The organism is Rhizobium sp. P32RR-XVIII, from assembly GCF_012641395.1.
In the GTDB taxonomy this organism is placed as follows: domain Bacteria; phylum Pseudomonadota; class Alphaproteobacteria; order Rhizobiales; family Rhizobiaceae; genus Rhizobium.
The window spans coordinates 438,567-465,436 of the sequence record NZ_JABAIH010000005.1 but is presented as its reverse complement, the minus strand read 5'-3'; the positions used below and the strand labels follow the sequence as shown (position 1 = coordinate 465,436).

Annotated in this window: 22 protein-coding genes and 2 pseudogenes; 8 read left to right on the top strand and 16 right to left on the bottom strand. The window is 61.9% G+C overall.

Annotated features, from left to right (window positions below; all coding sequences use genetic code 11):
• The first annotated feature begins 8 nt into the window (after nt 1–8).
• The 3 genes from trpC to glp are packed head-to-tail and all read left to right on the top strand — an operon-like array spanning nt 9 to nt 2,544.
• Nucleotides 9–821, top strand: a complete 813-nt coding sequence (gene trpC, locus HGP14_RS18205) for an indole-3-glycerol phosphate synthase TrpC (protein ID WP_168831252.1) — start codon at nt 9–11, stop codon at nt 819–821.
• Nucleotides 822–823: 2 nt separating this feature from the next.
• Nucleotides 824–1,324, top strand: a complete 501-nt coding sequence (gene moaC, locus HGP14_RS18200) for a cyclic pyranopterin monophosphate synthase MoaC (RefSeq protein WP_168831310.1) — start codon at nt 824–826, stop codon at nt 1,322–1,324.
• Nucleotides 1,321–2,544 (top strand): gephyrin-like molybdotransferase Glp, encoded by a 1,224-nt coding sequence (glp, locus tag HGP14_RS18195; protein WP_168831251.1) that lies wholly within the window; start codon nt 1,321–1,323, stop codon nt 2,542–2,544. Before moaC ends, glp begins: the two co-directional genes overlap by 4 nt.
• A gap of 41 nt (nt 2,545–2,585) precedes the next feature.
• Here glp and HGP14_RS18190 read toward each other — a convergent pair whose 3' ends face one another.
• The 5 genes and pseudogenes from HGP14_RS18190 to HGP14_RS18170 all read right to left on the bottom strand — a co-directional run bounded on the left by HGP14_RS18190 (nt 2,586) and on the right by HGP14_RS18170 (nt 8,975).
• Entirely contained in the window at nt 2,586–3,239 is a 654-nt protein-coding gene (locus tag HGP14_RS18190; protein ID WP_168831250.1) for a methyltransferase, read from the bottom strand.
• 67 nt (nt 3,240–3,306) lie between these two features.
• Nucleotides 3,307–5,205 (bottom strand): DEAD/DEAH box helicase, encoded by a 1,899-nt coding sequence (locus tag HGP14_RS18185; protein ID WP_168831249.1) that lies wholly within the window; start codon nt 5,203–5,205, stop codon nt 3,307–3,309.
• A gap of 106 nt (nt 5,206–5,311) precedes the next feature.
• Nucleotides 5,312–7,170: pseudogene (locus HGP14_RS18180) on the bottom strand (CHASE2 domain-containing protein).
• A gap of 6 nt (nt 7,171–7,176) precedes the next feature.
• A complete protein-coding gene (locus HGP14_RS18175; protein WP_168831248.1) occupies nt 7,177–7,710 on the bottom strand; it encodes a FecR domain-containing protein in 534 nt (177 codons plus the stop codon).
• A 119-nt stretch (nt 7,711–7,829) separates the two neighbouring features.
• Nucleotides 7,830–8,975 (bottom strand): citrate synthase, encoded by a 1,146-nt coding sequence (locus tag HGP14_RS18170; protein ID WP_168831247.1) that lies wholly within the window; start codon nt 8,973–8,975, stop codon nt 7,830–7,832.
• A gap of 84 nt (nt 8,976–9,059) precedes the next feature.
• Here HGP14_RS18170 and HGP14_RS18165 point away from each other — a divergent pair.
• Nucleotides 9,060–10,143: pseudogene (locus tag HGP14_RS18165) on the top strand (citrate synthase/methylcitrate synthase).
• Nucleotides 10,144–10,193: 50 nt separating this feature from the next.
• Here the strand turns inward: HGP14_RS18165 and HGP14_RS18160 are convergent.
• The 4 genes from HGP14_RS18160 to HGP14_RS18145 form a co-directional block, all read right to left on the bottom strand.
• Entirely contained in the window at nt 10,194–11,822 is a 1,629-nt protein-coding gene (locus HGP14_RS18160; RefSeq protein ID WP_168831246.1) for a CTP synthase, read from the bottom strand.
• Between the two features lie 141 nt (nt 11,823–11,963).
• Nucleotides 11,964–12,458 carry a preprotein translocase subunit SecG gene (secG, locus tag HGP14_RS18155; protein WP_168831245.1) on the bottom strand — a complete coding sequence of 165 codons (495 nt, stop codon included), beginning with the start codon at nt 12,456–12,458 and terminating at the stop codon, nt 11,964–11,966.
• Nucleotides 12,459–12,565: 107 nt separating this feature from the next.
• Nucleotides 12,566–13,336 carry a triose-phosphate isomerase gene (gene tpiA, locus HGP14_RS18150; protein ID WP_168831244.1) on the bottom strand — a complete coding sequence of 257 codons (771 nt, stop codon included), beginning with the start codon at nt 13,334–13,336 and terminating at the stop codon, nt 12,566–12,568.
• 132 nt (nt 13,337–13,468) lie between these two features.
• Nucleotides 13,469–14,353, bottom strand: coding sequence for an alpha/beta hydrolase (locus HGP14_RS18145; protein ID WP_168831243.1), 885 nt, complete (start codon nt 14,351–14,353; stop codon nt 13,469–13,471).
• A gap of 214 nt (nt 14,354–14,567) precedes the next feature.
• Between HGP14_RS18145 and parE the strand changes: the two genes are divergently transcribed.
• The gene (gene parE / locus HGP14_RS18140; RefSeq protein ID WP_168831242.1) at nt 14,568–16,616 is read left to right on the top strand and encodes a DNA topoisomerase IV subunit B; all 2,049 of its coding nucleotides are present in this window, start codon (nt 14,568–14,570) and stop codon (nt 16,614–16,616) included.
• A gap of 149 nt (nt 16,617–16,765) precedes the next feature.
• Nucleotides 16,766–17,905, top strand: a complete 1,140-nt coding sequence (locus tag HGP14_RS18135) for an esterase-like activity of phytase family protein (RefSeq protein ID WP_168831241.1) — start codon at nt 16,766–16,768, stop codon at nt 17,903–17,905.
• Nucleotides 17,906–17,921: 16 nt separating this feature from the next.
• Here HGP14_RS18135 and HGP14_RS18130 read toward each other — a convergent pair whose 3' ends face one another.
• Complete coding sequence (locus tag HGP14_RS18130) at nt 17,922–18,377, bottom strand: OsmC family protein (RefSeq protein WP_168831240.1); 456 nt, start codon at nt 18,375–18,377, stop codon at nt 17,922–17,924.
• A 234-nt stretch (nt 18,378–18,611) separates the two neighbouring features.
• Here HGP14_RS18130 and HGP14_RS18125 point away from each other — a divergent pair, with 234 nt between their 5' ends.
• The gene (locus HGP14_RS18125) at nt 18,612–19,805 is read left to right on the top strand and encodes an AI-2E family transporter (RefSeq protein ID WP_168831239.1); all 1,194 of its coding nucleotides are present in this window, start codon (nt 18,612–18,614) and stop codon (nt 19,803–19,805) included.
• Here HGP14_RS18125 and HGP14_RS18120 read toward each other — a convergent pair whose 3' ends face one another.
• The 4 genes from HGP14_RS18120 to HGP14_RS18105 all read right to left on the bottom strand — a co-directional run bounded on the left by HGP14_RS18120 (nt 19,806) and on the right by HGP14_RS18105 (nt 22,721).
• Nucleotides 19,806–20,264, bottom strand: a complete 459-nt coding sequence (locus tag HGP14_RS18120) for a GNAT family N-acetyltransferase (protein WP_168831238.1) — start codon at nt 20,262–20,264, stop codon at nt 19,806–19,808.
• 17 nt (nt 20,265–20,281) lie between these two features.
• The gene (locus HGP14_RS18115) at nt 20,282–21,421 is read right to left on the bottom strand and encodes a DUF2336 domain-containing protein (protein ID WP_168831237.1); all 1,140 of its coding nucleotides are present in this window, start codon (nt 21,419–21,421) and stop codon (nt 20,282–20,284) included.
• A gap of 92 nt (nt 21,422–21,513) precedes the next feature.
• A complete protein-coding gene (locus tag HGP14_RS18110; protein WP_168831236.1) occupies nt 21,514–22,137 on the bottom strand; it encodes a flavin reductase family protein in 624 nt (207 codons plus the stop codon).
• Nucleotides 22,137–22,721 (bottom strand): nitroreductase, encoded by a 585-nt coding sequence (locus tag HGP14_RS18105; protein ID WP_168831235.1) that lies wholly within the window; start codon nt 22,719–22,721, stop codon nt 22,137–22,139. The genes HGP14_RS18110 and HGP14_RS18105 overlap by 1 nt, the downstream gene beginning before the upstream one ends.
• A gap of 113 nt (nt 22,722–22,834) precedes the next feature.
• Between HGP14_RS18105 and HGP14_RS18100 the strand changes: the two genes are divergently transcribed.
• Nucleotides 22,835–23,920: a hypothetical protein gene (locus tag HGP14_RS18100; RefSeq protein WP_168831234.1), complete on the top strand. Its 1,086-nt coding sequence runs from the start codon at nt 22,835–22,837 to the stop codon at nt 23,918–23,920.
• On the opposite strand, the gene HGP14_RS18095 is transcribed toward HGP14_RS18100, so the two are convergent.
• The gene (locus HGP14_RS18095; RefSeq protein WP_168831309.1) at nt 23,881–24,750 is read right to left on the bottom strand and encodes a lysophospholipid acyltransferase family protein; all 870 of its coding nucleotides are present in this window, start codon (nt 24,748–24,750) and stop codon (nt 23,881–23,883) included. The two genes, HGP14_RS18100 and HGP14_RS18095, sit on opposite strands and share 40 nt — an antisense overlap.
• Before the next feature lie 67 nt (nt 24,751–24,817).
• A complete protein-coding gene (gene thrS / locus HGP14_RS18090; RefSeq protein WP_168831233.1) occupies nt 24,818–26,821 on the bottom strand; it encodes a threonine--tRNA ligase in 2,004 nt (667 codons plus the stop codon).
• Nucleotides 26,822–26,870: the final 49 nt, after the last annotated feature.

Genomic DNA, 26,870 nt, shown 5'->3' with positions numbered 1-26,870 from the left:
ATCGGGCGATGACAGACATCCTGAAAAAGATAGAGACCTACAAGCGCGAGGAAATCGCCGCCGCCAAGGCGAAGATTTCGCTTGCTGACCTGAAAGCGATGCAGGCCGGACAACCGGCCCCTCGCGGCTTCCAGAAGGCGCTGGTCGCCAAGCGTGATGCCGGCCTCTTTGGGCTAATCGCCGAAATCAAAAAGGCGAGCCCTTCCAAGGGGCTCATTCGGCCTGATTTCGATCCGCCCGCACTCGCCAAGGCCTATGAAGCGGGTGGCGCCGCATGCCTGTCGGTGCTGACCGATACGCCGAGTTTCCAGGGCGCGCCCGAATTCCTAACGGCTGCGCGCCTATCCTGCACGCTTCCGGCATTGCGCAAGGATTTCATGTTCGAGACCTATCAGGTGCAGGAGGCCCGCGCCTGGGGTGCGGACTGCATTCTGCTGATCATGGCCTCGCTTTCCGATGACGATGCGGAGCGGCTGCAGGATGAGGCCTACTCGCTCGGCATGGATGTGCTGGTCGAGGTGCATAATGCCGACGAAATGGAGCGGGCGCTCAAGCTTTCCTCGCCGCTCATCGGCATCAACAACCGCAATCTGCGCACCTTCGAGGTGAGCCTCACCGTCAGCGAAGAGCTTTCGACAATGGTGCCGGACGACCGGCTGCTGGTCGGCGAAAGCGGCATCTTCACTAACGCCGATTGCAGGCGGCTCCAGGCTGTTGGCATCAACACCTTCCTTGTCGGTGAGAGCCTGATGCGGCAGGAAGACGTAACGGCTGCAACCCGCACCCTCCTCTTCGGCGACGCTGCCATGGCGGCTGAATGAACATGAGTGGCGGCAAGCCAGGCCTCACCCATATCGGCGCTTCCGGCGAAGCTCACATGGTCGATGTCGGCGACAAGGCCGATACGGTTCGCGTGGCAACGGCCGAGGGCCATGTGAAAATGGCGGCGGAAACGCTGCGGCTGATCCGCGAGGGAGACGCCAAGAAAGGCGACGTGATCGGCACGGCACGGCTTGCGGGAATCATGGCAGCCAAGCAGACATCCAATCTCATTCCACTCTGCCATCCGCTGATGCTCACGAAGGTCAGCGTCGAGATCGAGGGAGACGCAGCTCTCCCCGGCCTCCGGGTCGTTGCGACCGCCAAGCTCACAGGCAAGACCGGTGTCGAGATGGAAGCGCTGACGGCCGTGTCCGTCGCCTGCCTGACGATCTACGACATGGCGAAAGCCGCCGATAAGGCGATGGAGATCGGCGGAATCCGGCTGCTCGAAAAGTCGGGCGGAAAATCCGGCGACTTCAGGCACCCGGGGGCAGATCGATGAGCTTGCTCCCGGTCGCGGAGGCACAAGGCAGGCTGCTTGGCAGCGCCAATCCTATTGCCGATGTTGAGAGCGTTGCGCTTGCCGATGCCGAAGGACGCGTGCTTGCGGCCGATCTGGCGGCGCGGCTCACCCAGCCGCCGTTCGACGCTTCCGCCATGGACGGCTACGCGCTGCGTCGCGACGACGCACCGGAACCCGGAGCGGAGCTGAAACTCATCGGCACCTCTGCCGCTGGGCACGCCTTTGACGGCACGGTTGGCAAGGGTGAGACAGTTCGCATCTTCACCGGCGCGCCGGTGCCCTCTGGCGCCGACAGCGTCTTGCTGCAGGAGGATGCGGAGAAAATCGAAGGCGGCATCCGCACAAAATTTCCCGTCCGGCAGGGTCAGCATATCCGTCCGCGCGGTCAGGATTTCGACAAGGGTGAAGCGGTTCTCGCAGCCGGCACCCTGATGGATTTCACGCGGCTGACGGTGGCGGCCGCAATGAACCACGCAATGCTCGACGTATTGCGCAAGCCGGTTGTTGCAATCCTTGCCACGGGCGACGAACTGCTCGCACCGGGAACGGAGCCGGGGCCGTCGCAGATCATCGCATCGAACACGTTCGGTATTGCTGCGCTCGTGCGTAAAGCCGGCGGCGACGTTCTGGACCTCGGCATCGTGCCGGACGATACGGCCGCTATCACGGCTGCCGTCCGGCGGGCGCAAGCCGCAGAGGCCGACGTCATTGTGACGCTTGGCGGAGCCTCCGTCGGCGACCACGATCTGGTTCAGGCGACGCTCGTTGCGGCAGGCATGAAGCTCGATTTCTGGAAGATCGCCATGCGGCCGGGCAAACCCTTGATGGTCGGCAGCCTCGGACGGACGCATGTGCTCGGCCTGCCGGGCAATCCGGTATCGAGCCTCGTCTGCGGCCTGCTGTTTCTCGAACCGCTGGTCCGCAAGCTCGCCTCGTTGCCGCCGGTAAAGCGCGATGCGGTGGTCGAGGCAGCCGTCACGCTCGGTCCCAATGATCAACGCCAGGACTATGTGCGGGCGAAGCTCATGCGGTCCTCCTCCGGCAACTGGCTGGCGGAGCCGTTCGGCAAACAGGATTCATCGATGATGAAGGTGTTCGCGCGTGCCGATTGCCTGATCGTTCGCCCGCCGCATGCACCTGAACTTCCGGCGGGAACTCCCTGTCCGGTCATGCTGCTGCGCCCCGAGCTTTTCAGCTAACCATTTGTCTAGGCGATGAAGCGACGCGCAGCTAGTCCGACCTAGAGCGAATACACGCCGCTCATCTTTCCGGTTGCCGCATCCCCAAAGTCTGCGACGGCGTATGTTGCAACAAGACGCAACCGCTCCCGGGGCAAAGGCGCTCTGCCCGGATCCCCAATCAGCACATCGATACCGGCAGCGCGGCAGCGGGTCAGAAACGGCAGAACCCGCATTGCAAGCTCTGCCTCATAGAAGACATCGCCAGCCAGGATCATGTCGCATGCTTCGGGCAAATCATCGAGGATGTCAGCTTGCATGGTGTCGATCGCGACGCCGTTCGCGGCGGCGTTGAGACCCACCGCGGCGATCGCATGCGCGTTGATGTCGACAGCAACGGTATGAGCGGCTCCTGCTTTCGCAGCTGCTATCGCGACGAGGCCCGATCCGGAGCCAAGATCAAGAATACGGCGACCGCGAATGGTGTGAGATTGCGAGAGAACATGCCGCGCAAGTGCCGTTCCGCCTGCCCAGTGATAGGCCCAGTAGGGCGTGGCGGAAGCCGCCTCGCCCGGGCCTCCCAACCGCCCAAGGCCGCTTCCCGCATGCGCGGCGTAGAGCAATATTTCCGGAACTGACGGTGTTGGCTGCAGGCGGAGGTTCTCGCGAATGAAAGCCACGGCGGCAATCTGCTGCCGACCGTCATTGTCGGTCATAGTCCGACCTCCTTTGCGCCCAGGCATCCCGCGCCGTCAGTCGTTCTTTGGTGACAGCCCGGCCTCGTCAACCCTGCTTCTTCTTGCCGAACTTGCCCTTGGGTGCGAAGCCGCCCTTGCCTTCGAATTTCGGCTTTCCGGCGCCCTTGCCCCAAGGTTTGGCATCGCGTTTCTCGTTGCGCTCGCCCTTTGCCGGAGCGCCCTCGCCCTTGAAGTCCTTCTTGAATTTACCTTTCGGGCGATCGTCGTAGGACTTGGCGTCTCGGCGCTCCCCGGAACTCTTCTTGTCGCCATATGGCTTCGACGCAGCCGGGCGGCTGAAATCCGGGGTGCCGTTCAGGCGCGTGACCCGGATGCCGCGCTCCATGGTTTTGTTCGGTCCGATCGACTGGAGGAAAGCGTCGGCGCTGTCAGACGCGATTTCGACATAAGTCTCTTCCGGCTGCATCTTGATCGCGCCGATCTCACGCTTCGTCAGGTTGCCGTTGCGGCAGAGCATCGGTATCAGCCAACGCGGCTCGGCGTTCTGTTTGCGGCCGACGGAAATCGAAAACCAGACACTAGGCCCGAAATCGTCACGCGGCCCCTTTTGGCTCGGTTCGCGCGGCTCGAAAGCATTGTCGCGGCGTGCACGCTTGCGGTCGCCCTCGATCGAGACTTCGATCAGATCTTCCGGGGCGGACTGATTGGAGCGATAGAGGCGCACGAAGGCTGCCGCAAGTTTCTCCGCGCCATAGTTTTCAATGAGCTGGCTGACCAGCGCCTGATCTTCGTCCCTGCCGGCCTCGCCGAGAATAGGATCGGCGAGCAGGCGCTCGTCGTCACGGCGCATCACCTCTTCGGCAGACGGCGGAAGAGCCCAGGTGGCGGCAATTCCGGCGGCATCGAGAATGCGCTCGGCCTTGCGGCGGGCATTGAGCGGCACAATCAGGGCACTGACGCCCTTGCGCCCTGCTCGTCCGGTCCGTCCGCTTCGGTGAAGCAGCGTTTCGGGGTTGGTCGGCAGGTCGGCATGGATAACCAGATCGAGACCCGGCAGGTCGATACCGCGTGCGGCGACATCGGTTGCGATGCAGACACGGGCCCGGCCATCGCGCATGGCTTGCAGCGCGTGCGTACGTTCGTTCTGCGTAAGTTCGCCCGAGAGCGCCACGACCGAGAAATTCCGATTGTTGAATCGCGCCGTCAGATGATTGACCGCCGCGCGCGTCGAACAGAAGACGATGGCATTGGCCGCTTCATAATAGCGAAGAACGTTGATGATCGCGTTCTCGCGGTCGGCGGGCGCAGCGGCAAGCGCACGGTATTCGATATCGACGTGCTGCTTTTCTTCGGTCTGCGTGGAAATGCGCACGGCATCGCGCTGATAGCTCTTGGCGAGCTTGGCGATCGCCGCAGGCACGGTCGCTGAAAACATCAGCGTGCGACGGTCGTCGGGAGCCGATTCGAGGATGAATTCGAGATCTTCGCGAAAGCCGAGATCGAGCATCTCGTCGGCCTCGTCGAGCACGACGGCTTTTAAAGCCGACATATCGAGAGCCTTGCGCCGGATGTGGTCGCAGAGACGGCCAGGCGTACCGACGACAATATGAGCGCCGCGTTCCAACGCACGGCGTTCGCTGCGGATGTCCATTCCGCCGACGCAGCTGACGATCAGGGCGCCTGTCATCTCATAGAGCCATTCGAGCTCCCGCTTCACCTGCAAGGCAAGTTCGCGGGTCGGAGCGATCACAAGCGCCAGCGGTTCGGCGGCAGGCGCAAAGCGTTCCGCGCCCTCGAGAAGCGTCGGCGCAAGCGCAAGGCCGAAGGCGACGGTCTTGCCCGAGCCGGTCCGCGCCGAAACCAGCGCGTCCGATGCGGCAAGCGCCGGGTCGAGCATGGCCTGTTGAACCGGCGTCAGTTCGGCATAGCCGCGCTTCGCCAACGCCTTGGCGATCGCCGGAACGACGCCGTTGAAATCTGTCATCTGTCTGTCTTTCGGAATATCGGGCGCGAAAGCGCCGGCCGGAACCTGCCGGCAGAACGGTTGGCGCGTTCCTACTCGCTCGGGCAGCAAATGTCAAAGCAGCATATCAGCCGGTGGGGCGCCACAGCCAGACCTGGATTGTCCCGGAGCGGCCGCGAATACGTGTTTCCAAAGGTCCTTCGAGCGGCCCGGCGGGGGGGGGCTGCCCTTGCCGGAGGCGGCGCCGACGAGTGTGGCGCTAAAGGCGATCTCCGCGCCTCGGCTGGCGGCGACCTCCATCAGGCGGCTGGCGACATTGACGGTATCGCCGGTGGCCGTGATCTGCTGGTGATCGCCGGTACCGAGACGCGAGGCGACGACCGGGCCGCAATGGGCCCCGATCTTGAAGCCGACCTTGCGTCCCGCTTGGATATCCGTGTGCGCAGCGAGCCATGAGCGCATGCGATCCGCGAGCGCAAGAGCGCAGGCAGCGGCGTGCGCAGCATCGTCTTCCGCCGGCTGTGGCAATCCGAACAAGATCATCGCGCCATCACCCGTGAAACTCGTGATTGCCCCGCCATGCGCCCTCGCCTCTTGGTCAACGATCTCGAAGAAGCTACTCAGCACCTCGCGCACAGTGACTGCCCCGACCGCCTCGCTAAGGCCGGTATAACCGGAGAGATCGATGAAGACGATCGCCGCCTCCTGCCGGACCGGTTCGGCGAGGAACGACGGATCGCGGGCAAGCCACTCGCCGAGCCCCGGCGCTTCCACGCGCTGCAGGAGTTCGCTTTGGGCGGCGAAATGCCTGGCCTGACGGCGGCCCAGAAGCAGTTGCGCCGCCCCGAAGACAAGAACGAGCGGCAGTGCGGCGGTTATCGGCAGTGCGGCGCTGAGCCAATAGCCTGCCTTGAACGCGGCGATATTGACCGCCGCCCAGACAACAAAGACCAGGGCGATCAAAATGAAGCTGATGACACTGCGGCGCCACGCAATCAGGCTGACGAGCAAGAGCGAAAGAAGCAGCGCAACAGCCGCATCGAGCCGGCGGATATTGTCATTGCGGATGATGCTGTCCCCCGCGATCAGATGCGTGATGGCGGTCGAAATGACCTCGACGCCGGGCAGCACCGGATCGAAGGGCGTCGGGAAAACGTCGCCGCCGCCGGTGACGGTTGCGCCGATCACGACAACGCGGTTTTCGATTGCATCTGCAGGCAATTTGCCGTCGAGCGCATCCTCAAGGCTGAATGTCGGGATCGTGCCGCGCGGGCCATAGAATGTGAGCGGCAGGCGCTGACCGGTATCCGTCGGTATGTGCCTATCGGCAAAGGAGATGGCGCCCGGCTGGAAGGCGGGATCGCGGTCAAGCGCCAGCGACGCCGCCCGCAGCGGGAATGACGGGTCGATACGCCCGCCGCTGCGAGAGATCAGTGGAATGAAGCGTGGAACGCCGGTCTCGTCCGTTGCAACATTGACGACGCCGGTCGCTGCAACGTCGGAGAAGCGCTTGAGCGGCAGGAGCAGGCTCTCGGCGACGGGAATGGCGGACAGCGGATCGTTCGCGTCGCTGGTCACCACCTGGGTACTTTCCGGAAAAACGGCTGCAGCCGCAATGACGGACGGGACCAGCCGGAGCGCCGATACAAGTGCTGCATCGCCCGCCTCGATGCCGGATTGGACAAAGAGCAGATCGAGCGCAATCGTCTTCGGCCTTAACGCCGCAACTGCAGTGACGGCTTGTGCGAGCGTTGCCCGCTGGAGAGGGTATGTGTGCAATGCGGCGGTGCGGTCGTCGATGGCGAGGATCGTGACTGCCGGTGGCGGGGCCTTGCTGCCGACCAGCATGCTTCGAAGATCCGTCAGCGAGGCTTCCATCCGATCAAGGAAGCCGGCCCGGCCTGTCATATGCAGCGAGCCCAGAAAGCCGGCCCAGAGCGCGGAAAGAAGAAGGGCTGCGGTGATCAGAAATCTCTGGTTCGGCATGCGTGTCTATTGCCCGAGGCGGGCAAGAAGGGCGGCAACGCGGGCGGCAGGCCAGCGGCGCACGACAAGGGGGGCGGTGCCGCTGGTAACATCGACGCCCTCTCCGGGATTGAGCACGACAGGTTCACCCCCTGCGGGACGGCGCACGGTCACGGCACCGCGTACGACCAGCACGGAGGTCTGTCGGGCGGCGACGTCGACCGCCCATTGCGTGCCGCGCACGGCAGCGATCGCCTGCGGCGTAACGACCTGAAAACCGCCGGAATGCCGGGCGTCGTCGACATCGACCAGAATCGCCTTGCCGCGCAGCGACACCACATCGGGATTGCCATCGCGATTGCGGTCGGTCAGCCTGTAGGCAGCATCCGCCTCAGCCGTGATCGTGACCCCGTTGGGGCAGCGCAGGATCTCACGGCCGTCGGACGCATTCGTGAGTCGGCAGCCGCCGGTCGGCGCCTGGGCCAAGGCTTCGACAGACAGAAGCGCTGCTGCGAGTACGGCAGCGAAAGAGCAGCCAAGGAAAGCTGAGATTACCCTCATGACACGCCCCTTTGCGCAAACGCCATCAGGCGGCACAGTGGTCTCCATGCTACCTGACACTCGTCCCCAGCACGATCATCATAGAGCAAAAGCGGATTTTCGTAAGTGGCCGGTCGCTATTACCCACCAGAGGTTTCAATGACGGGACCGGTGTAGCGGGCTCTGGGCCGGATAAGATGCCCGCCCTCGGCCTGTTCCATTGCATGGGCGAGCCAGCCGCAGCAGCGCGCCAGCGCGAAGATGATAAGGGGCGCATCTCGTGGAAGATCGAAGCGAACGGCCATCGCCGTGAGCGCAAAATCGATATTGATTCGCTCGCCGATTATCGCTTCGCCGGCGGTCTGGATTTCCAGAAAGATCTCCGGTGGCGTGACATGCGCAAGCAAGGCTTCGGCGCGGATGTCGCCGTCCGGATAGAGCGGATGACCGAAGGCTGGCAGCCGGTTGCCTTGCCCTAGCGCGCGGCGGATCGCCTCCGTGGCGCCGGTGCTTCTCGCCGCGTCAGCGAGCGTCGCCACAGCCTCCCAGGCTGCGCCGTGCAGGGGGCCGGTGAGCGTTGCAAGTCCCGAAAGCACCGATGCAGAAAGTGTTGCGCCAGCGGACGCCGTGACCCGAGCCGAAAACGTCGACGCGTTGAGCTCGTGATCGGCAAGCAGCACCAAGGCACGGCGGATGGCGTCTCCGGCGTCGGGGCGGCTCCAGCTCTCGGCTAGGCGCTGGTGAAGCGGGATATGCGATGAACCCGGCGCGAGCGCGGAGCCGACCGTCGTCATGACATCCTGCGCCTCCGAGACCAAAGCGGAAATCGAACGCCCGAGGCTCGGCAGGTCCTGCGGCACCCGCGCCGCAAGAGCCAACAAGGCTATGGCGAGGGAGGGTCCCGTGGCGCCTTCGCCACCGGCCGCAACGGCAATCGGCGTAGGGATGCCCCAAAGCAATCCGGCCGCTTCTTCAAGCGTTGCATGTTCGGAAAGCTTGGCGGCATCTATCCCGCGATAGGAGAGGCGTCCGTTGGCGACCGTCGAGATTGACGACGGCAGGACGGGATCGCCCCATTGGATAGCCTCTGCAGCGACCGCCTCGACTTTACGGCGGCCAGCGTTGCGCTTTGCAAGCCGTGTCACGTCCCCGGTGTGATAGAGGCTGCGGCGCGGATCGGATGGATCGGGCTTTGCGCGAATGCGCCCGCGGCTGACATTGGCATAAAGCGTCTGCGGCTTGGTGCCGAGTCGATTCAACGCCTCCTTTGAAGTCAGCCAAGGCATCGGACGTCTCACATTGATCAATTGCATCAAGATTGACGTCAATTAGCGTAGGACTGATCTTCTTCTCCGTAAAGGAGAAATGCCATGAAGAACGGATTGGAAGATGTGATTGCAGCCGAGACCCAGCTCTCGGACGTCGACGGCGCAGCCGGACGGTTGATCATTCGCGGTGTATCGCTCGACGACCTGGTAACCGGCGGTACCTATGAAAGCGTTGCCGCGCTGCTGCTTGACGGATTGATTGCGCTCGACGCGGGAGAGTTGAAGACGCGGCTTGGAACGGCGCGTGGCGAAGTTTTCGAGCACCTCGCAGCGGCGGATGCTACCCTCCTCGCATTGCCACCGGTCGATGCGATGCGGGCCATGACGGCGCGACTACCGGACGGCGACGATCTTCAAACCGCACTCAGACTGCTGGCAGCCCCTGCGGTCTTTCTTCCCGCAGTTTTGCGGCTGCAGCGCGGAGAAGTGCTCGTCGGTCCGGATGCATCTCTCTCGCAAGCCGCAGACATCCTGCGGATGATGCACGGTGCACTTCCGAGTGCCGAGCAGACAGCCGCTCTGGACGCCTATCTGGTGACGATTTCCGATCATGGGTTGAACGCCTCGACCTTCGCCTCGCGCGTGATTGCCTCGACGGGAGCAGGTCTCACGTCGTCCGTCCTTGCGGCGATCAGTGCGCTCAAGGGGCCGCTGCATGGCGGCGCGCCGGGACCGGTTCTCGACATGCTGGATGCGATCGGCACTGAAAGCCGGGCGAAGACATGGCTATCAGCTGCTCTTGACCGCGGCGAGAGGCTGATGGGATTTGGCCACCGCATCTATCGCGTTCGCGATCCGCGCGCCGACGCCCTGAAGAACGCATTGAAGCCGCTGGTCGCGAGCGGTCAGGTCGACCGGAAGCGGATCGCGTTGGCTGAGAGCGTCGAACAGGCAGCTCTCGCCTATCCTGAAGGAACGCAAACCGGATCGCCCGCTGGACGTCAACGTCGAATTCTATACGGCACTGCTGCTCGACTCGCTCGGCTTCCCGCGCGAAGCCTTCACCGGCGTCTTTGCCATCGGCAGGACCATAGGCTGGATCGCCCATGCGCGCGAACAGGCGCTCACGGGCCGGTTGATCAGGCCAAAGTCGGTTTACGTCGGGCCCTTGCCGCAGGCTGCATAACGAAGCAATCCCCTCACCCGCAATTCTTGCTGGTGAGGGGATCGAAAGCCTCAAACGAGGCGGCTCTGTTCGGTCGCGGCTTCGATGAAGCTTGCAAAGAGCGGATGCGGGTCGAGCGGCCGGGACTTCAGTTCCGGGTGGTACTGCACACCGATGAACCAGGGATGATCGGCGTACTCGATCGTCTCCGGCAATACGCCGTCCGGAGACATCCCCGAGAACGTCAGCCCGCAGTTCTCGAGCCGGTCCTTATAGTCGATGTTGACCTCGTAGCGGTGGCGATGGCGCTCGGAAATATCGGTCGAGCCGTAGATATCGGAAATCTTCGTGCCCTTCTTGAGCGATGCCTTGTAGGCGCCGAGGCGCATGGTGCCGCCAAGGTCGCCCGCTGCCGTTCGCTTCTGCAGCTCGTTACCCTTGACCCATTCTGTCATCAGTCCGACGACCGGCTCCTTGGTCGGGCCGAACTCGGTGGAAGACGCGTTCTCGACGTTGGCGAGATTGCGTGCCGCCTCGATGACGGCCATCTGCATGCCGAAGCAGATGCCGAAATACGGCACCTTGCGCTCACGCGCGAAGCGGGCTGCCAGGATCTTGCCTTCCGAACCGCGTTCGCCGAAGCCGCCGGGTACGAGAATGCCGTGCACCTTTTCGAGATACGGTGCAGGGTCTTCCTTTTCGAAGACTTCCGACTCGATCCATTCGAGGTTGACCTTGACGCGGTTGGCGATGCCGCCGTGATGCAGCGCTTCGATCAGCGACTTATAGGCGTCCTTGAGACCCGTGTACTTGCCGACGATCGCGATGGTGACTTCACCCTCGGGCGTGCGGATGCGGTTGCACACCTCCTCCCACTGGTCGAGCCGCGGCTTGGGAGCCGGCTCGATGCCGAAGGCGGCGAGCACTTCGCTATCGAGGCCCTCCTTGTGGTAGGCCATCGGCACGTCGTAGATGTTGGCGACGTCGAGCGCCTGGATGACGGCGGACGGGCGCACGTTGCAGAAGAGCGAGAGCTTGCGCCGCTCGGCTTCCGGAATTTCGCGATCGGCGCGGACGAGAAGAATGTCCGGGTGAATACCGAGCGCCTGCAGTTCCTTCACCGAGTGCTGCGTCGGCTTGGTCTTCAGCTCGCCGGCGGCTGGAATGTAAGGCATCAGCGTCAGGTGAAGGTAGATCGCCGTCCCGCGGGGCAGATCGTTGCCGAGCTGACGGATAGCCTCGATGAACGGCATGGCCTCGATGTCGCCGACCGTACCGCCGATTTCGCAGATGACGAAATCGTAGTCGTCATTGCCCTCGGTGACGAAATCCTTGATCTCGTTGGTGACGTGCGGAATGACCTGCACGGTTGCCCCGAGATAGTCACCGCGGCGTTCCTTGTCGATGATGTTCTTGTAGATGCGGCCGGTGGTAATGTTGTCGGTCTTGGTCGCCGAACGCCCGGTGAAGCGCTCATAGTGCCCGAGATCGAGATCGGTTTCCGCGCCATCGTCGGTGACGAAGACTTCGCCGTGCTGGGTCGGGCTCATAGTGCCCGGGTCCACGTTCAGATAGGGGTCGAGTTTGCGAAGTCGGACCCGATAACCACGGGCCTGCAACAACGCTCCGAGAGCCGCAGCCGCAATTCCTTTTCCGAGGGAAGAAACCACGCCGCCAGTGATGAATACGTATCGCGCCATGGGAGTCACCGGATACCTTTTCAAAAACGATTCCACCAGCCCAAAAATTCTTTTCCAGAATTTTTGGTGCCAGTTTGGAATCTGAACAAAAGAAAACCGGCAGACCCGAGGGCCTGCCGGCGGTTTATTTCGTGGACCGGCTTACTGCCCGGTCGGAACGCCGCTCGGCTGAGCCGGAGCAGCGGGTGTTGCAGGCGCAGCGGGGGCCGTCTGCGTCGCCGGAGCGTTGGCCGCAGGAGCCGTTGCTGCTGGCGCCGCCGGGGTCGCCGGTGCCGGAGTAGCCGCGCCGCCGTTCGGAATCCCGTTGCTGGCGGGCTGATTTGCCGGCTGCTGCGTGCCGCCGCCGAGAGAATCGAGAATGCCGTTGCCCTGCCCGCTCGTTGCCGGAATGCGGTTCAGGATGTCGGTCGGGTTGCCCTGGTAGCGCGTCAGGATGCCAAGGCCGAGCGACGTCAGGAAGAACAGCGCCGCCAGAATTGCGGTCGTGCGGGTCAGCGCATTGGCCGTGCCGCGCGCCGACATGAATCCCGAACCGCCGCCGATACCGAGACCGCCGCCTTCCGAGCGCTGGATGAGCACGACGCCGACGAGCGCCAGCACGATCATGAGGTGGATGACAATCAATACTGTCTGCATGGGTCCAGTCCTGCCCGCTTCGGCGAGCATCGAATAAAAATCTGGCGCTCTTTACATGAGCTGATCGGCTATTCCAAGCCCTTCGGCCAGGAATATGCTAAGCTTATTTATGCGAGGAGCGTTTCATATGCGCCGTAGATGGCGAGGAAATCGGACGCTTTCAAGCTCGCTCCGCCAATCAACGCGCCGTCGACATTGGCGATGCCCATCAGTTCCCTGGCATTGCGGGGCTTCACCGAGCCGCCATAGAGAATGCGGATCTTCCGGCCCTCGGCGCCGAAGCGGCCTGTGAGCTCCGACCGCATGAAGGCATGCGCCTTTTCGACGTCATCTACCGTCGGCGTGACACCGGTGCCGATCGCCCAGACCGGCTCGTAGGCAATGACCGTGTTTTCGGCTGTGGCGCTGTCCGGAACGGAGGCAGAGAGCTGGCGCTTGAGGATGTCGAGCGTCTGCCCCGCCTTGCGCTCGTCTGCGGTCTCGCCGATGCAGACAATGGCGGTCAGATCGGCGGCAAAGGCGGCTTCCGCCTTGGCGCGGACGAGATGGTCGGTTTCTGCATGGTCGGTCCGGCGCTCGGAATGGCCGACGATCACATAGGTTCCAAAGCAATCGGCAATCATTTCGGCCGATATATCACCGGTATGAGCGCCCGCCGCGTTCTGGTGGCAATCCTGCGCCCCGATCGCAAGCGGACTGTCAGTGCAGAGCGCGGTCGCGACATAGAGCAGCGTCGCGGGCGGGCAAATCAGCGCCTCCACCCGCTTGGCAAGCGGCCTATTAACGCCTTCCGCAATAGCCTTTATCTGATCGAGAGAGGCGCGTGTGCCGTTCATTTTCCAGTTTCCCGCCACAAGCGGGCGCACATCAGGTGTCATACCGGCCTTCCAAGCTTTTCCTCATGGGTGCGCCTTAGCAAAACTGCAGCCGAAAGGAAAGCGATCTCAAGTTCACGCTAGGTAAATCGGCCGAGTTGCCGCGGAAAATGATTAAATTCGGCGCTTAAAAACCTAGGAAGCGAGAATCCAGTTCAAGACCTGCCGCCAATCAATCATCCGGATGGGGGTACCGTGGTTCCCATTCTGGAAAAGCGTGAAACGGGCCGGGTATTTCGACTTGTAGAGTTTTTCGAACAGGGCCTGCTGGTCGGCAGCCGCATAGACCGGATCGCGGCTCCCGTGCGCGAACCAAAGCGGCAGCTTGGCTTTGTAGAAGGCGCTTTTCGTGAAAGCGGGATCGGTGACGCCGCTCATGATCACCATTCCCCTCAGCCGCTTGACGCTCGCAGGATCACGGCCGATCCCCCAGCAGATTTGGCTGCCCATGGAGGCACAGGCGAGGACCACGGGCTTTCCACCTGATTTCTCGCTGGCATAGCGGATGAGTTCGGCGATCTTGGCGACGCCGTCGCTGTCGAAGGTCCGTACAGTCGGCGAATAATAGACACCGCCATTGCCGGCCGCGAGGTTCTTCAGCCGGTTGAAGTTGCCGCCGAAGGAGTAGTCGTTGGCCCCGAGGCGGCGATCGCCATCGCGGCCGTGGATGAAGATCACCGTGAAGGCCGCTCCGTCTGCCGGTCCCACTCTGGTGACATCCAGCCGGAGGCCATCCAGAGACAGGGTTTCGTCTTGCTGTACCTTGCGTACGCCGAGCGACACATACTTCCGCTGCACGCGCCCTTGCGGGATCTGGTCGCGACCATTGATGTCGCGCATCTCATCATAGTCGATCACTTCGAAGGCGCCGTCGTCGGCGCTCTGCAACACGTTTTGTTTGGAGAAAAGTTCGTCCTTATAGGGCGGCAAGCCATCCGCTGCCGCGCTCAGAATGTCACAGGACAGGAAAAAGGCCGCAATTACAGCAATAATCATGCAATGACTTGTGGACATTCTCATGCGGGCGGTTTCCTTGCACCTCGGGCCGCTTGCCAATCCGCGTCTGGCAACGCAAACCAATTCCAAAGAATTCCGCCAGATCGAGCGGCATCGCTTAGCGAGGCGGTTTCTGGCAGAATCTGCATGATTCGCAAACGTGACATCAAATGCGGTGATTTTGAGTCTGGCCTCAAGCGGACACGCCGGCCGGCAGGATAAAGATCTGAACAATTCCATGGACGACAGCAACGACCTATTTTCCGAAATGCCTCTCGCACCCAAGCAGGAGGAGGCACCAAAGCCCGCCGCGCCCCCGGCTGCGCCAGCGCGTCCGGCCCCGGCAGCCTCGAATGGTGACGACTACGGTGCCTCGTCGATCCGCGTTCTCGAAGGTCTGGAACCGGTGCGCATGCGCCCCGGCATGTATATCGGCGGCACCGACGAAAAGGCGCTGCACCACCTCTTTGCCGAAGTCATCGATAACTCGATGGACGAAGCGGTCGCCGGCCACGCGAACTTCATCGAAGTGCATCTCGACATCCACGGCTATCTCACGGTCTCGGACAATGGCCGTGGCATTCCGGTGGAAAACCACCCGCAGGTCCCAGGCAAGTCGACGCTCGAAGTCATCATGACGAAGCTGCATGCGGGCGGAAAGTTCGACGGAAAGGCCTATGAGACCTCCGGCGGTCTGCACGGCGTCGGCGTTTCAGTGGTCAACGCGCTCTCCGACTATCTCGAAGTCGAAGTCGCGCGTAACCGCAAGCTCTACCGTCAGCGCTTCTCCCGCGGCTTGCCGCAGGGTGGTCTCGAAGAGCTTGGCGACGTGCACAACCGCCGTGGCACGCGCGTGCGGTTCCACCCCGATCCGCAGATATTCGGCGAGCACGCAAAGTTCGAGGCAGCGCGTGTCTTCCGCATGGCGCGCTCCAAGGCCTATCTCTTCGGAGGCGTGGAGATCCGCTGGAGCTGCGATGAAGGCGTGCTTCCGCAGGGTTCCGAAATTCCGGACAAGGCCGTCTTCCACTTCCCCGGCGGGCTGAAGGACTACCTGCAGGCGACGATGGGGAAGGAATTCACCGTCACGCGCGAAATCTTCGCCGGCAAGAGCGAAAAGGCCAGCGGCCACGGTTCGCTCGAATGGGCGATCACCTGGTATGGTGGCGACCAGCAGATCCACTCCTATTGCAACACCATTCCGACGCCCGAGGGCGGCACGCATGAGGCAGGTCTGCGCATAGCGCTGACGAAGGGGCTGAAAGCATACGCCGATCTGACGCAGAACAAACGCGCAGCGCAGATCACCACCGACGACGTGATGATTTCGGCGGTCGGCATGTTGTCGGTGTTCATCCGCGAACCGGAATTCGTCGGCCAGACCAAGGACAGGCTGGCGACCGTCGAGGCACAGCGGATCGTCGAAAACGCGCTTCGCGATCCCTTCGACCATTATCTGGCGGACAATCCCAACGAGGCTGCAAAGCTGCTCGACTGGGTGATCGAGCGCGCCGAGGAGCGTCTCCGCCGCCGCAAGGAAAAGGAAGTCACCCGCAAGACCGCCGTGCGCAAACTGCGCCTTCCGGGCAAACTGGCCGATTGCGCTCAGAACACGGCCCAGGGCGCCGAACTCTTCATCGTCGAAGGTGATTCGGCAGGCGGTTCCGCCAAGCAGGCACGCAACCGTGCCAATCAGGCAATCCTGCCGTTGCGCGGCAAGATCCTGAACGTTGCGAGCGCCGGCCGTGAAAAGCTCGGCGCCAACCAGCAGCTTGCGGATCTCGTTCAGGCGCTCGGCTGCGGCACGCGTTCCAAGTATCGCGACGAGGACCTGCGCTACGAGCGCATCATCGTGATGACCGATGCCGACGTTGATGGCGCCCACATCGCGTCATTGCTAATCACTTTCTTCTATCAGGAGATGCCGGAGCTCATCCGCGGCGGCCATCTCTTCCTTGCCGTGCCGCCGCTCTACAAGATCACCCAGGGCGCCAAATCCGCTTATGCACGCGACGACGCCCATCGGCAGGAACTGATGGAAACGCAATTCAAGGGCAAGGGAAAGATCGAGATCAGCCGGTTCAAGGGCCTTGGTGAAATGCTGCCCGCGCAGCTCAAGGAAACGACTATGGACCCGAGCAAGCGTACGCTGCTGCGGGTGCTGATCGACGAGGTCGATTTCGAGGGAACCCGTGCTGCGGTGGACGACCTTATGGGCACGAAGCCTGATGCGCGCTTCCGCTTCATTCAGGACCGTGCCGCCTTTGCCGAAAACCTCGATATCTGAGCTTCGCTATTTCACGAAATTGACGAAGAATCGTAACAACTCCGTCAAACAACCGGTGCATGACAAGCGACGCGACTGGCGGGCCGATCCTTCAAAGGGAGGTCCGGCCTGTTCCGCTCGTCAACCTCCTCACCAGCCGGATGTTCGCCATGACCAAGCGTTTTCTTGCGACTATCGCTGTTGCTCTCCTGTCCAGCGCCGCCAACCTCCACGCCACCACGATCGGCGCAACCGTCGAGACACCTTGCCCGTTCGGCGATTGCGCAGCTCGGATCTCCTTTTCCTATCTCGGTGAATTCGTCATCCCGACCGGTCACATGGAAAACGGCGTCGAATTCGGCGGCATTTCCGGTCTCGACTTCGACCCGGCGACCGGCCATTACATCGCCATCAGCGACGACCGCTCCGAAAAAGGTCCGGCCCGCTTCTACGAACTCGACGTTGATCTTGACGGCTCCGGCCTCAAGGGCGTTTCCGTCGTCAAGCAGGTGAAGCTGCAGGACAAGAACGGTGAACCCTTCGCCGCCCGCACCGTTGACCCCGAATCGATCCGCCTCGGCCGGGACGGCGTCTATTGGGGTAGCGAAGGCGACGGCAAGGCGCTGATCGCCCCCTTCGTCCGCGTCGCCTCGCCGGACGGTGCCTTTGTGCGCGAATTCAAGCTACCGGACGGCTTCGCGCCGACGGCCGACAAATCGACCGGCATCCGCGACAATCTCGCCTTCGAGGATCTTGCGGTCGCACCCGACGGTGATGTGTTCGTCGGCGTCGAAGCTGCGCTCTACCAGGACGGTCCGGCGGCCTCGCTCGTCAACGGCAGCCTGTCGCGCATTATCCGCTATGACGGGGCGACTGGCGAACCGAAGGCGCAGTATGTCTATCCAATCTCGCCGATCCCGCAGGCTGCCACAAAGCCCATTGGCGGCAACGACAACGGCATGTCGGAGATCGTCGCACTCGACGACCACCGCCTGCTCGCCGTCGAGCGCAGCTACGCCCAAGGCTTCGGCAACAACATTAAGATCTTCATGCTGGACCTCGACGGCGCCACCGACGTCTCGGCCATCGCTTCGCTCGCCAGGACCGATCAGCGCATCGTTCCCGTCCGCAAGAACCAGGTGCTCGACCTGCGCGCCGCCGGTCTGGTGCCTGATAACATCGAGTCGATGGCGATAGGCAGGGCGAAGGACGGCAGCGACGTCCTGATTCTCGGTTCCGACAACAACTTCTCGACCGGGCAAAAGACGCAGTTCTACGCGTTCAAACTATTGCACCGTCCGCAATCGTAACGGAGAGATGGGGCCGCTAGGCGAGGCGAACGTCTATCTTCGTCTTGACGGAATTGGCGAGGAAGCAGAGCTCGTGGGCTTCGTGATGGAGCTTCTCCTCGGTTTCACGGCTCGGCGCCTCGCCTGAATAGACGACGCTCGGCTTCAGCTCGACGTGGCTGACAAGCATTTTTCCGTCGACCTTCTCCATTATGCCCGTCGCGTTATCGACATAGCTGTCGATAACGATGCCCTTCTTCGATGCAAGCCATAGGTAGAAGAGCATGTGGCAGCTGGAGAGCGCCGCCACATAGGCCTCTTCGGGATCGACGTTCTCGGCGACCGAGTACGGAAGCGGTACGTTGTGCGGAGATGCCGAGGCAGGTACCGAAAGGCCTCCGTCGAAATTCCATGTATGGCCGCGGCTGTATTTGCCGTCCGTAAAGCTGCCCTCACCGCGCTGCCATGAAACTTCCGCTGAAAATAACGTCATGGTCCCCAACCATAGCTTTCGATTCCGTTGCTCCAACCTGTACTATTTTCGCCGGTCATCAACACTCTGAAAGAAAACTTCGTCACATTTCGTACAGAGGATTGAGATATGCGGCACCCTGAAGCTGCGGGCTGCGTCAGTGATCGCAAAAGCTCCGACTTAAATGATCGATATGCTTGCGTCCGGGCGCCGTAGAGCGCATATCCATGAGAACAAGAAGGAAATAAAAACGACGTGAGCCTTTCGAACAACAAGAGACTGCCAGGCGAAACGCGGTGGCTTGGCCCGTCTGCGCCCACGCGCACGCCGCTGATCCCGTCAATTTCGGCCGCTCGCTGGCTTTTGATTCTCATCGTTGCTGCGGGCGTCTATTTCTTCCATGGCTTTGTTATTCCAGTTCTGGCAGCGCTCGTCATCGGCTTTGCGAGTTGGCCGCTTTATCGCAAGCTTCTCGCCCGCGTCGGCGGCAACACAACGATCGCCGCCACGATTGCGATCCTTCTGATCATCACCTTTCTGGTCATTCCTATTGGGCTTGCGATTACCTACACGACAGGCGAAGTGCGTGAATGGTTTGCCTGGGTCGTTCAGACCAACCGGCAGGGCGCGTCTACGCCGCAGTGGATCCTTGCGCTGCCGTTTGCAGGGCCTTACCTCGATGAACTCTGGACGAAATACGTCGGTAGCCCGGGGTCCCTAGGTGAACTCGTTCAGGTCATCAGCGGTGCCCATCTTGGCAATATCTATCGTGCGGTTCTCGCCGCCGGCGGTGCGTCGTTCCATCTCCTCCTGACGCTGCTTTTCATGCTGATCGCGCTCTTCTTCGTCTATCGCGACGGATCGTCCTTCTCGCGGCAGATCGACATGCTCGGCGAGCGCATCCTGCCCAATCGCTGGGAGCGCTTTTCGCGGGTCGTTCCGGCAACAATCAGCTCGACCGTCATGGGCATGACGGTGATTGCAATCGGGGAAGGCATCGTGCTCGGCGTCGCCTACTGGATCGCAGGCGTCCCCTCGCCGGTCACACTTGGCGTTATAACGGGCCTTATGGCGCTGATACCCGGCGGCGCGCCGCTCTCGTTCACTTTGGTTTCGGTGTACCTCCTGGCCAGCGGATCGCATTTTGCCGGCATCGCGCTCTTCGTCTGGGGTACGGTCGAACTCTTCATCGTCGACAAGACGCTGCGTCCGAAACTTGTCGGCGGCCCGATCAAGCTTCCCTTCCTGCCGACCTTCTTCGGCCTCGTCGGCGGCGTGAAGACCATGGGCTTTCTCGGTCTCTTCATCGGGCCGGTGCTGATGGCTCTGCTCGTCGCGATCTGGCGCGAATGGATGCATGAAGTGGCGGCGAGCGATCAGGCGGGACTCGGCCCGGAAGTCATGATCGATGAGCAGGCACCGCCGGCGCAACGCGTTGCCGAGGGCTGATCATTTCAACCGCTTCTCCATGAACAGGCTCAGCGGATCCGGCAGGTACGAAGCGAAAGGCTCGATGTCGATATAGCCGTACTTGCGGTAAAGCCCGATCGCCTCCGGCTGGTAGATGCCGGTTTCCAGACGGATCGCCTCAAGGTCGCGTGACTTGGCGCGTTTCTCAAGCGCATCCATCAGGTGGGTTGCGATTTTCAGCCCTCGCGCCGCTGGATCGATGAACATCCGCTTGATCTCCGCCGTGCCGTCGCCTGTCTCCACGAGTGCCGCGCAGCCGACGATCGCCCCGGCATTCCGCGCAACGAAGAAGCTGACGCACGGCTTTTCCAAGGTCGAGAGATCGACGAGATGGTTGCTCTCGGCCGGATAGAGGGAGGCCGCATAAGTATCGGAAAGCTCCAGCAAGCGGACGATTTCCGGCTGACGTGGCGATTCAACAGCAATGGTGACGGACATGGTTTTTCTCAGGCACTCTAGGCAGCTTCGAGCGCAGTCATAGACGCGTAGTCTCGCGCCGATTGACGCTGCTCGGCAATATGAAGCCTCTCGACCATATCAAGGAGTTCGCCGACCGCACCATGGGCACCCCCGATATGGCGGAATTGTTCGAGCAGGCTGCCGCAGACATTGAAGAGCCTGCTTCCAGAGGTTTTTCTGGAGGCTTCGCGCCAGTGGAGAGTCGCTTCTACAAAGACGCTGCTGATTTCGCGGCTGAGGCCAGCCTTCTCGTACAGCGCACGCACCGCATGGCTGCGTCCCGTCGCGAGGATCGAGCGCACGCGGTTCTCGGTGCAGCCGGTCAAATTGACGATGGCGCTCGCGAAGAAATCCACCTTGCCGGAACAAAGAGCATGCATGAGAAAGGACGGCGTTAGATTGCCGGCAAGGCGCAAATGCTCGACGAGATCGGCAATTTCGTGCGCCTGGATCTCGCCTGCAAGGGAGACCGTAGCGGACTGGGCCGCCTCGCGGCTGATGCGCTGCAGACGAGCGATCCCGACGGCGGCCTGTGCCAGAGGAAAAGCCACCAATGCGTTGCTGACATGCTGCGTCAGCAGCTGGCGGGCATCAGCTGGAAGGTCGGTGCGATCGAGCAGCAGATTGCGTGTGTCGCGGCAGTCGCCGAGCCGCTCGGCTATGCGCTTCAGCGATTGCGGGGCGATCGCTGCGCCCTCGTTCTCCAGAAGGCACAGGACCTCTTCTTCGTCGCCGACTTCCGCAAGAGCGGCTGAAACAGCTCGGGAAATCGACGGCCGTGCCGCGATCAGGATGCGGACAACGCTGCTGCCGCGGGCGGCAAGATCGACAAGGTCCGTGTCCGAGAGCACTGGAGAGCAGGTCAGGGCGTGGCAGGCGATTTCCGGCTGGTCTTCGGCAAGCGCCAGAATGATGGCGCGCGGCGCTTCCTGCGACCAAGCGATCGCCTCGGCCAGCGCAAGGCGCACGCGCGGCGAAGGATCGTCAAGCAGGAAGGTCATCGCCATTTCCGCGGCCTTGCGCTCCTCCGGAAGCATTTCGGACTGCAGATAGGCACGCCCCAATGCGTTCGCGGCGCGAGCTCTATCCCCTGCCTTGGCAGTTTCAACCCAGCGAAGGAAAGCCTCTACGATCAATTTACGCCCCAACCTGCGGCGCGATTCCTTCGCGCCCCTAACGTTCGGGTAACACTATCGGCAAATGGTTTAAGATTGGTTCACCATGTTTATTAGGCTTTGTCGGCCACCGTCTCGACCTTCGGACGGAACATCTCAAAAACCTCGCTCGCCTCGCTGTAGTCCATGTAGCCCATGCGCGCCGTCGGCCTTGCCAGCGACATGTCGAGCCGGCCATTGCTGACGATCGCTTCGTCGATGTGGATGCCGACGACCTCGCCGAAGACCATGACGTTTTCCGTCGGCTCACCGGACTGCGATTTCGGCACGATGATCTCCGTCACCTTGCATTCGAGCACGGCAAAGGCCTCGTCCACATAGGGCGCATCGACCAGTCTGCCCGGAACGGCGGTCAGCCCGGCGAGCGCGAATTCGTCGGTGCCATAGGGAACCGCGGCGGAAGAAAGGTTCATCTTCTCGACGAGGTTGCGGCTGACGAAATTGCAGGTGAAGACGCCCGTCTCGCCGGCATTCCGCTGGCTGTGCTTGCGACCGCTCGATGAGAACATGACGATCTTCGGATGGTCGGAGACAGCATTGAAGAAGGAGTAGGGACCGAGATTGATCGATCCGTCTGCCCCCTTGCTGCCGATCCAGCCGATCGGGCGCGGCGCCACGATCGCCTTGAAGGGATCGTGGGAGAGACCGTGCTTGTTGCTATCCGTCGTATAGAACATCAGCCCTCTCCGCCGACCCAGGTGACGGTTTCGGAGAGTGATGGACGCGGCCGCTCGACCACCGGGAAATTTGTCGAACCGATATGGATGAAGCCGGCAACTTTTTCGCCCGGCCGAACGCCGAGAACCGGATAGGCGCGCTCGTCATAGGCAAACCATTCGGTCAACCAGTTGGCGACCCAGCCATGGGCATTCGCCGAAAAGATGATGTTGAGGCACACGGCGCCCGCCGACATGAGCTGCTCCCATTCCGGGATCTTGAAGTGCGGGCCCGCCTTGCTGACCACGGCAACGACAACCGGCGCTCGGGTGAGACGCGTGCGTTCGACCTGGATCATTTCCTCCGAGAGATCAGGCTTGGCCTCGAGCGCGAGCTTCAAGAGTTCTTCGCTGATTCGTTCACGCTCTTCTCCGCGATAGACGATGAAACGCCAGGGCGCGAGCTTCCCGTGATCGGGGACACGCGATGCCAGACGAAGGATTTCCTCTATTTCCGCCTTTGCAGGCCCGGGCTCGCACATCTGGAAGGCAGGGATCGATCGGCGCACAGCGAGGTAATCAATCAGCTTGATATCGGATTTCATGCGGGAGAAACTTTCATTTTCACGGCAGCGGGATGGGTGGGTCTTGAATTTGCCACTGGGTTCGTTTTGAAGTGGCCTCTGTAGTTTTAGAAGTCAATCTGTTCAGGAAACACATGCCCGGCATTTTGCCTTTTACGCGTATGGCGTTCGTGCTTGTTCTGACTGCGTTGTTGCCCTTTAGCGCAAGCGCCGAGAACGCGTTCAAGGGATTCAAGCAGCTCGACACGACCACGAAGATGCCGAAGCTCAACGCTTTCATTGCGCCGGGCAGCACGCAGCAGAATGCGGCGCTGCGCGAGGTTGAGATCGAAGCCAAGCTCACGGAAAGCGGCGAGCCGGTGCGAGACGGACTCTCCTGGTATGTGTTCAGTCCTGTCGCGGGTGCCGACGGCAAGCTGCCGCTGGTGGCAAGCGCCCGTGGCGGGTCGGCGGCTTTCCAGCTCGCCCCGGGCGACTATCTGATCAATGTCTCGTTCGGCCGCGCCGGCGTGACCCGCAAGGTGAATGTTCCCGAGGACGGCACGCTCGACAAGCAGGTGATGGTGCTCGATGCCGGCGGTCTGGTGCTCAACGCCGTGTCCGGGTCCGATGTTCGCATCCGTCCTGACCAGCTGCGCTTCTCGATCTACTCCTCGGAAGTGCGCGAAGACGGCGAACGCGGACTGGTGATGGCAGATGTCGCGCCGAACACCATGGTACGGCTGAATGCCGGCACGTATCACATCGTTTCAGAATACGGAGCCGTCAACGCTGTCATCCGTGCCGATATCCAGGTCGAGTCCGGAAAGCTGACCGAAGCGACGATCCAGCACCGCGCCGCGCAGATCAACTTCAAGCTCGTTTCAGACGCCGGCGGCGAAGCGATCGCCGACACGGCCTGGTCGATCCTGACGGCGGCGGGCGACAGCGTCGGCGAAAGCGTCAGCGCCTTCCCGACCATGGTTCTGGCGGAAGGCGAGTATACAGCCGTCGCGCGCAACAAGGACAAGATCTATCAGCGCGACTTCAAGGTCGAGGCTGGCAAGAATACAGACGTCGAAGTGCTCATGAAGGACGAACAGCCGCAGGAACCCACCAGCGCCGCCACGACGCTGCAGCAGGAACCGCAGCCGGCAGCCGCCGGCGAACCGCAGAATTCCGCGCGTGCGCCGCTTCCTTCCTATGAGCAGCTGGTACCGGGCGGCGCGGATGCTGATTGATCCTCAGATGCTCTTTTGGCCCTGACGGGCGCCAAGCAAAAGACCGCGCTGTAAAGCGCCGCTAGCAAATCCTTCCGATCGGTCCTCCGCAGTTCCTCGTACGGCAGGACCTGCCCCACATGGGCGACAATCGTCTTGCCCGACAGCCGCCGAAACTCCCGGATCAGAAGCGAGAGGCGAAGCGTCAGCGAAAACCGGCTGGCAATGTGAAACAGCGGCCCGTTCTGGCCCTCGAAATAGATGGGCAAGACGTCGGCCCCGGCCGACTGGACGAGCTTGGCCGGGAACATCTTCCATGGCAGATCCCGTGCGCGGCCGAAACCGTTCTTGGCCGTCGCTACGCCGCCGCCCGGAAAGATGACGACCGTTACACCGTCCTTCAGCAGGCGGACCGCCTCGCGGCGCGTGTCCATATTGATGGCAAGCGCTGCCTTGGTCTCCTCGAAAGAGACCGGAAGCGAGTAGTCAGCCATCTCAGGCAGCTTCAGCAGCTCATTGTGAATGAGAACACGAAACGGCCGGCCGAGCTGCTCGGCGAGAGACAAGACGGCTATGCCGTCGCCGATGCCGAACGGATGATTGGCGACGATGACCAGGGGTCTGCCTGCAGGTGCGGCGGCAGGCCAGTTCCCGCGGATATCGAGATCGACGTCGATAAGGTCGAGAAGCTTGCCGAAGACGCGCTCGCGCGATGGCACGATATCGGTGCGCCATGTCTCATAGAGGCGAACATAGCGGTTGCGGCCCGAAAGACCCTCGATCGAGCGGATCAGCCAGCGCTTGAAGCGGGGATCGTTCTCGCTGGCGTAGGATAGCTGGTTGAAGCGCAAAACCGCCCGGCCTCTATTGAAGACCGGGCGGTTATGTATCAAAGCGATGACATCCGTCTGACAGAGATCAGGCGGCCTTGGCCCGCTTCGCTTCTATCTTGCGGCGGATATCCGGCGGTGTCGCTTCCCAGCCAAGGCTCTCGATCGCCTCGTCGAGCGACATCGAGGTTTGCTCCTGGCTGCCGAGGCGGCGGATATTAACCGTGCGCTCCTCGGCTTCCTTCCTGCCGCAGACGATGATGACAGGAACTTTCGTAACGGAATGTTCGCGGATCTTGTAGTTGATCTTCTCGTTACGGAAGTCGGTCTCGACGTTGAGCCCGGCCTCGCGCAACGCTTCGGCAACTTCCTGGCCGTAGCCGTCTGCCTCAGAGGTGATCGTCGCGACTACGACCTGCAGCGGCGAGACCCAGAGCGGCAGGTGCCCGGCAAAGTTCTCGATCAGGATACCGAGGAAGCGCTCCATGGAGCCGCAGATCGCCCGGTGGATCATCACCGGCTGCGTCTTCTCCGAATTGCTGTCGATGTAGAAGGCACCGAAGCGTTCCGGAAGGTTGAAGTCGACCTGCGTCGTGCCGCACTGCCATTCGCGGCCGATGGCGTCCTTCAGCGTATATTCGAACTTCGGACCGTAGAACGCGCCCTCGCCCGGCAGGATGCCGGTCTTGATGTCGTTCGACTGATGCTGGATCGTCGTGAGAACATCCGTCATGACGCTCTCGGCGCGATCCCAAAGATCGTCCGAACCGACGCGCTTGTCCGGGCGCGTGGAGAGCTTGATGGTGATCTCGTCGAAACCGAAGTCCTTGTAGACCGAAAGGATCAGGTCGTTGATCTTGAGGCATTCTGCAGCCATCTGCTCGTCGGTGCAGAAGATATGCGCATCGTCCTGCGTGAAACCGCGCACACGCATCAGGCCATGCAGCGCGCCGGACGGCTCGTAGCGATGGACCGTGCCGAATTCCGCAAGGCGGATCGGCAGTTCGCGATAGGATTTCAGGCCATGCTTGAAGATCTGGACGTGACCAGGGCAGTTCATCGGCTTAAGCGCGAAGACGCGGTTGTCCGCCTCCTTGTCGTCGGGATGGGTGATCGCATGGGCGGATTTCACCGCGAACATGTTTTCCTGGTACCAGCCCCAGTGCCCCGAAGTCTCCCAGAGCGAGGCGTCGAGAACCTGCGGCGCGTTGACCTCCTGATAGTCGGCCGCCAGCCGCCGGCGCATGTAGGCGACAAGCGTCTGGAAGATGCGCCAGCCCTTGCCGTGCCAGAACACGACACCCGGTCCTTCCTCCTGGAAATGGAAGAGGTCCATTTCGCGGCCGAGACGGCGGTGGTCGCGCTTCTCGGCCTCGGCGAGGATATGCAGGTAGTTGTCGAGTTCGGACTGCTCGGCAAAGGCCGTACCGTAGATGCGAGTCAACATCGGATTGTTGCTGTCGCCGCGCCAGTACGCACCGGCCACCTTCATCAGCTTGAAGGCATTGCCGATCTGGCCCGTGGAAGCCATATGCGGTCCGCGGCAAAGGTCGAACCAGTCGCCCTGATAGTAGATCTTGAGATCCTGGCCCTCCGGGATCGCATCGACAAGCTCGACCTTGTACTGCTCGCCCTTGGCCGCGAACACTTCCTTGGCCTTTTCGCGCGACCAGACCTGTTTGGTAAAGGGCGCGTTGCGGGCGATGATCTCCCTCATCTTCTTTTCGATCTTCGGCAGATCGTCAGGTGTGAAGGGCTCGTTCTTGGCGAAGTCGTAATAGAAGCCGTTCTCGATGACCGGACCGATCGTCACCTGCGTGCCGGGCCAGAGCTCCTGCACCGCTTCCGCCATGACGTGTGCTGCGTCGTGGCGGATGAGTTCCAGCGCGCGCTCGTCATTGCGGGTGATGATTTCGATCTTGCCCGTCGTCACGGGGTCGGAAAGGTCGCGCACCGTGCCGTCGATCGCAATGGCGACGGCCTTCTTGGCGAGCGACTTGGAAATGGATTCGGCGACGTCGCGGCCGGTCGTGCCCGGCTCGAAATTGCGCTGGTTGCCATCGGGAAAAGTGAGGGAAACGGATTGGGACATATCGATATTCTCCTTGTCCAGTCCCGCCAACGAATGCGGGTGGTTGCAA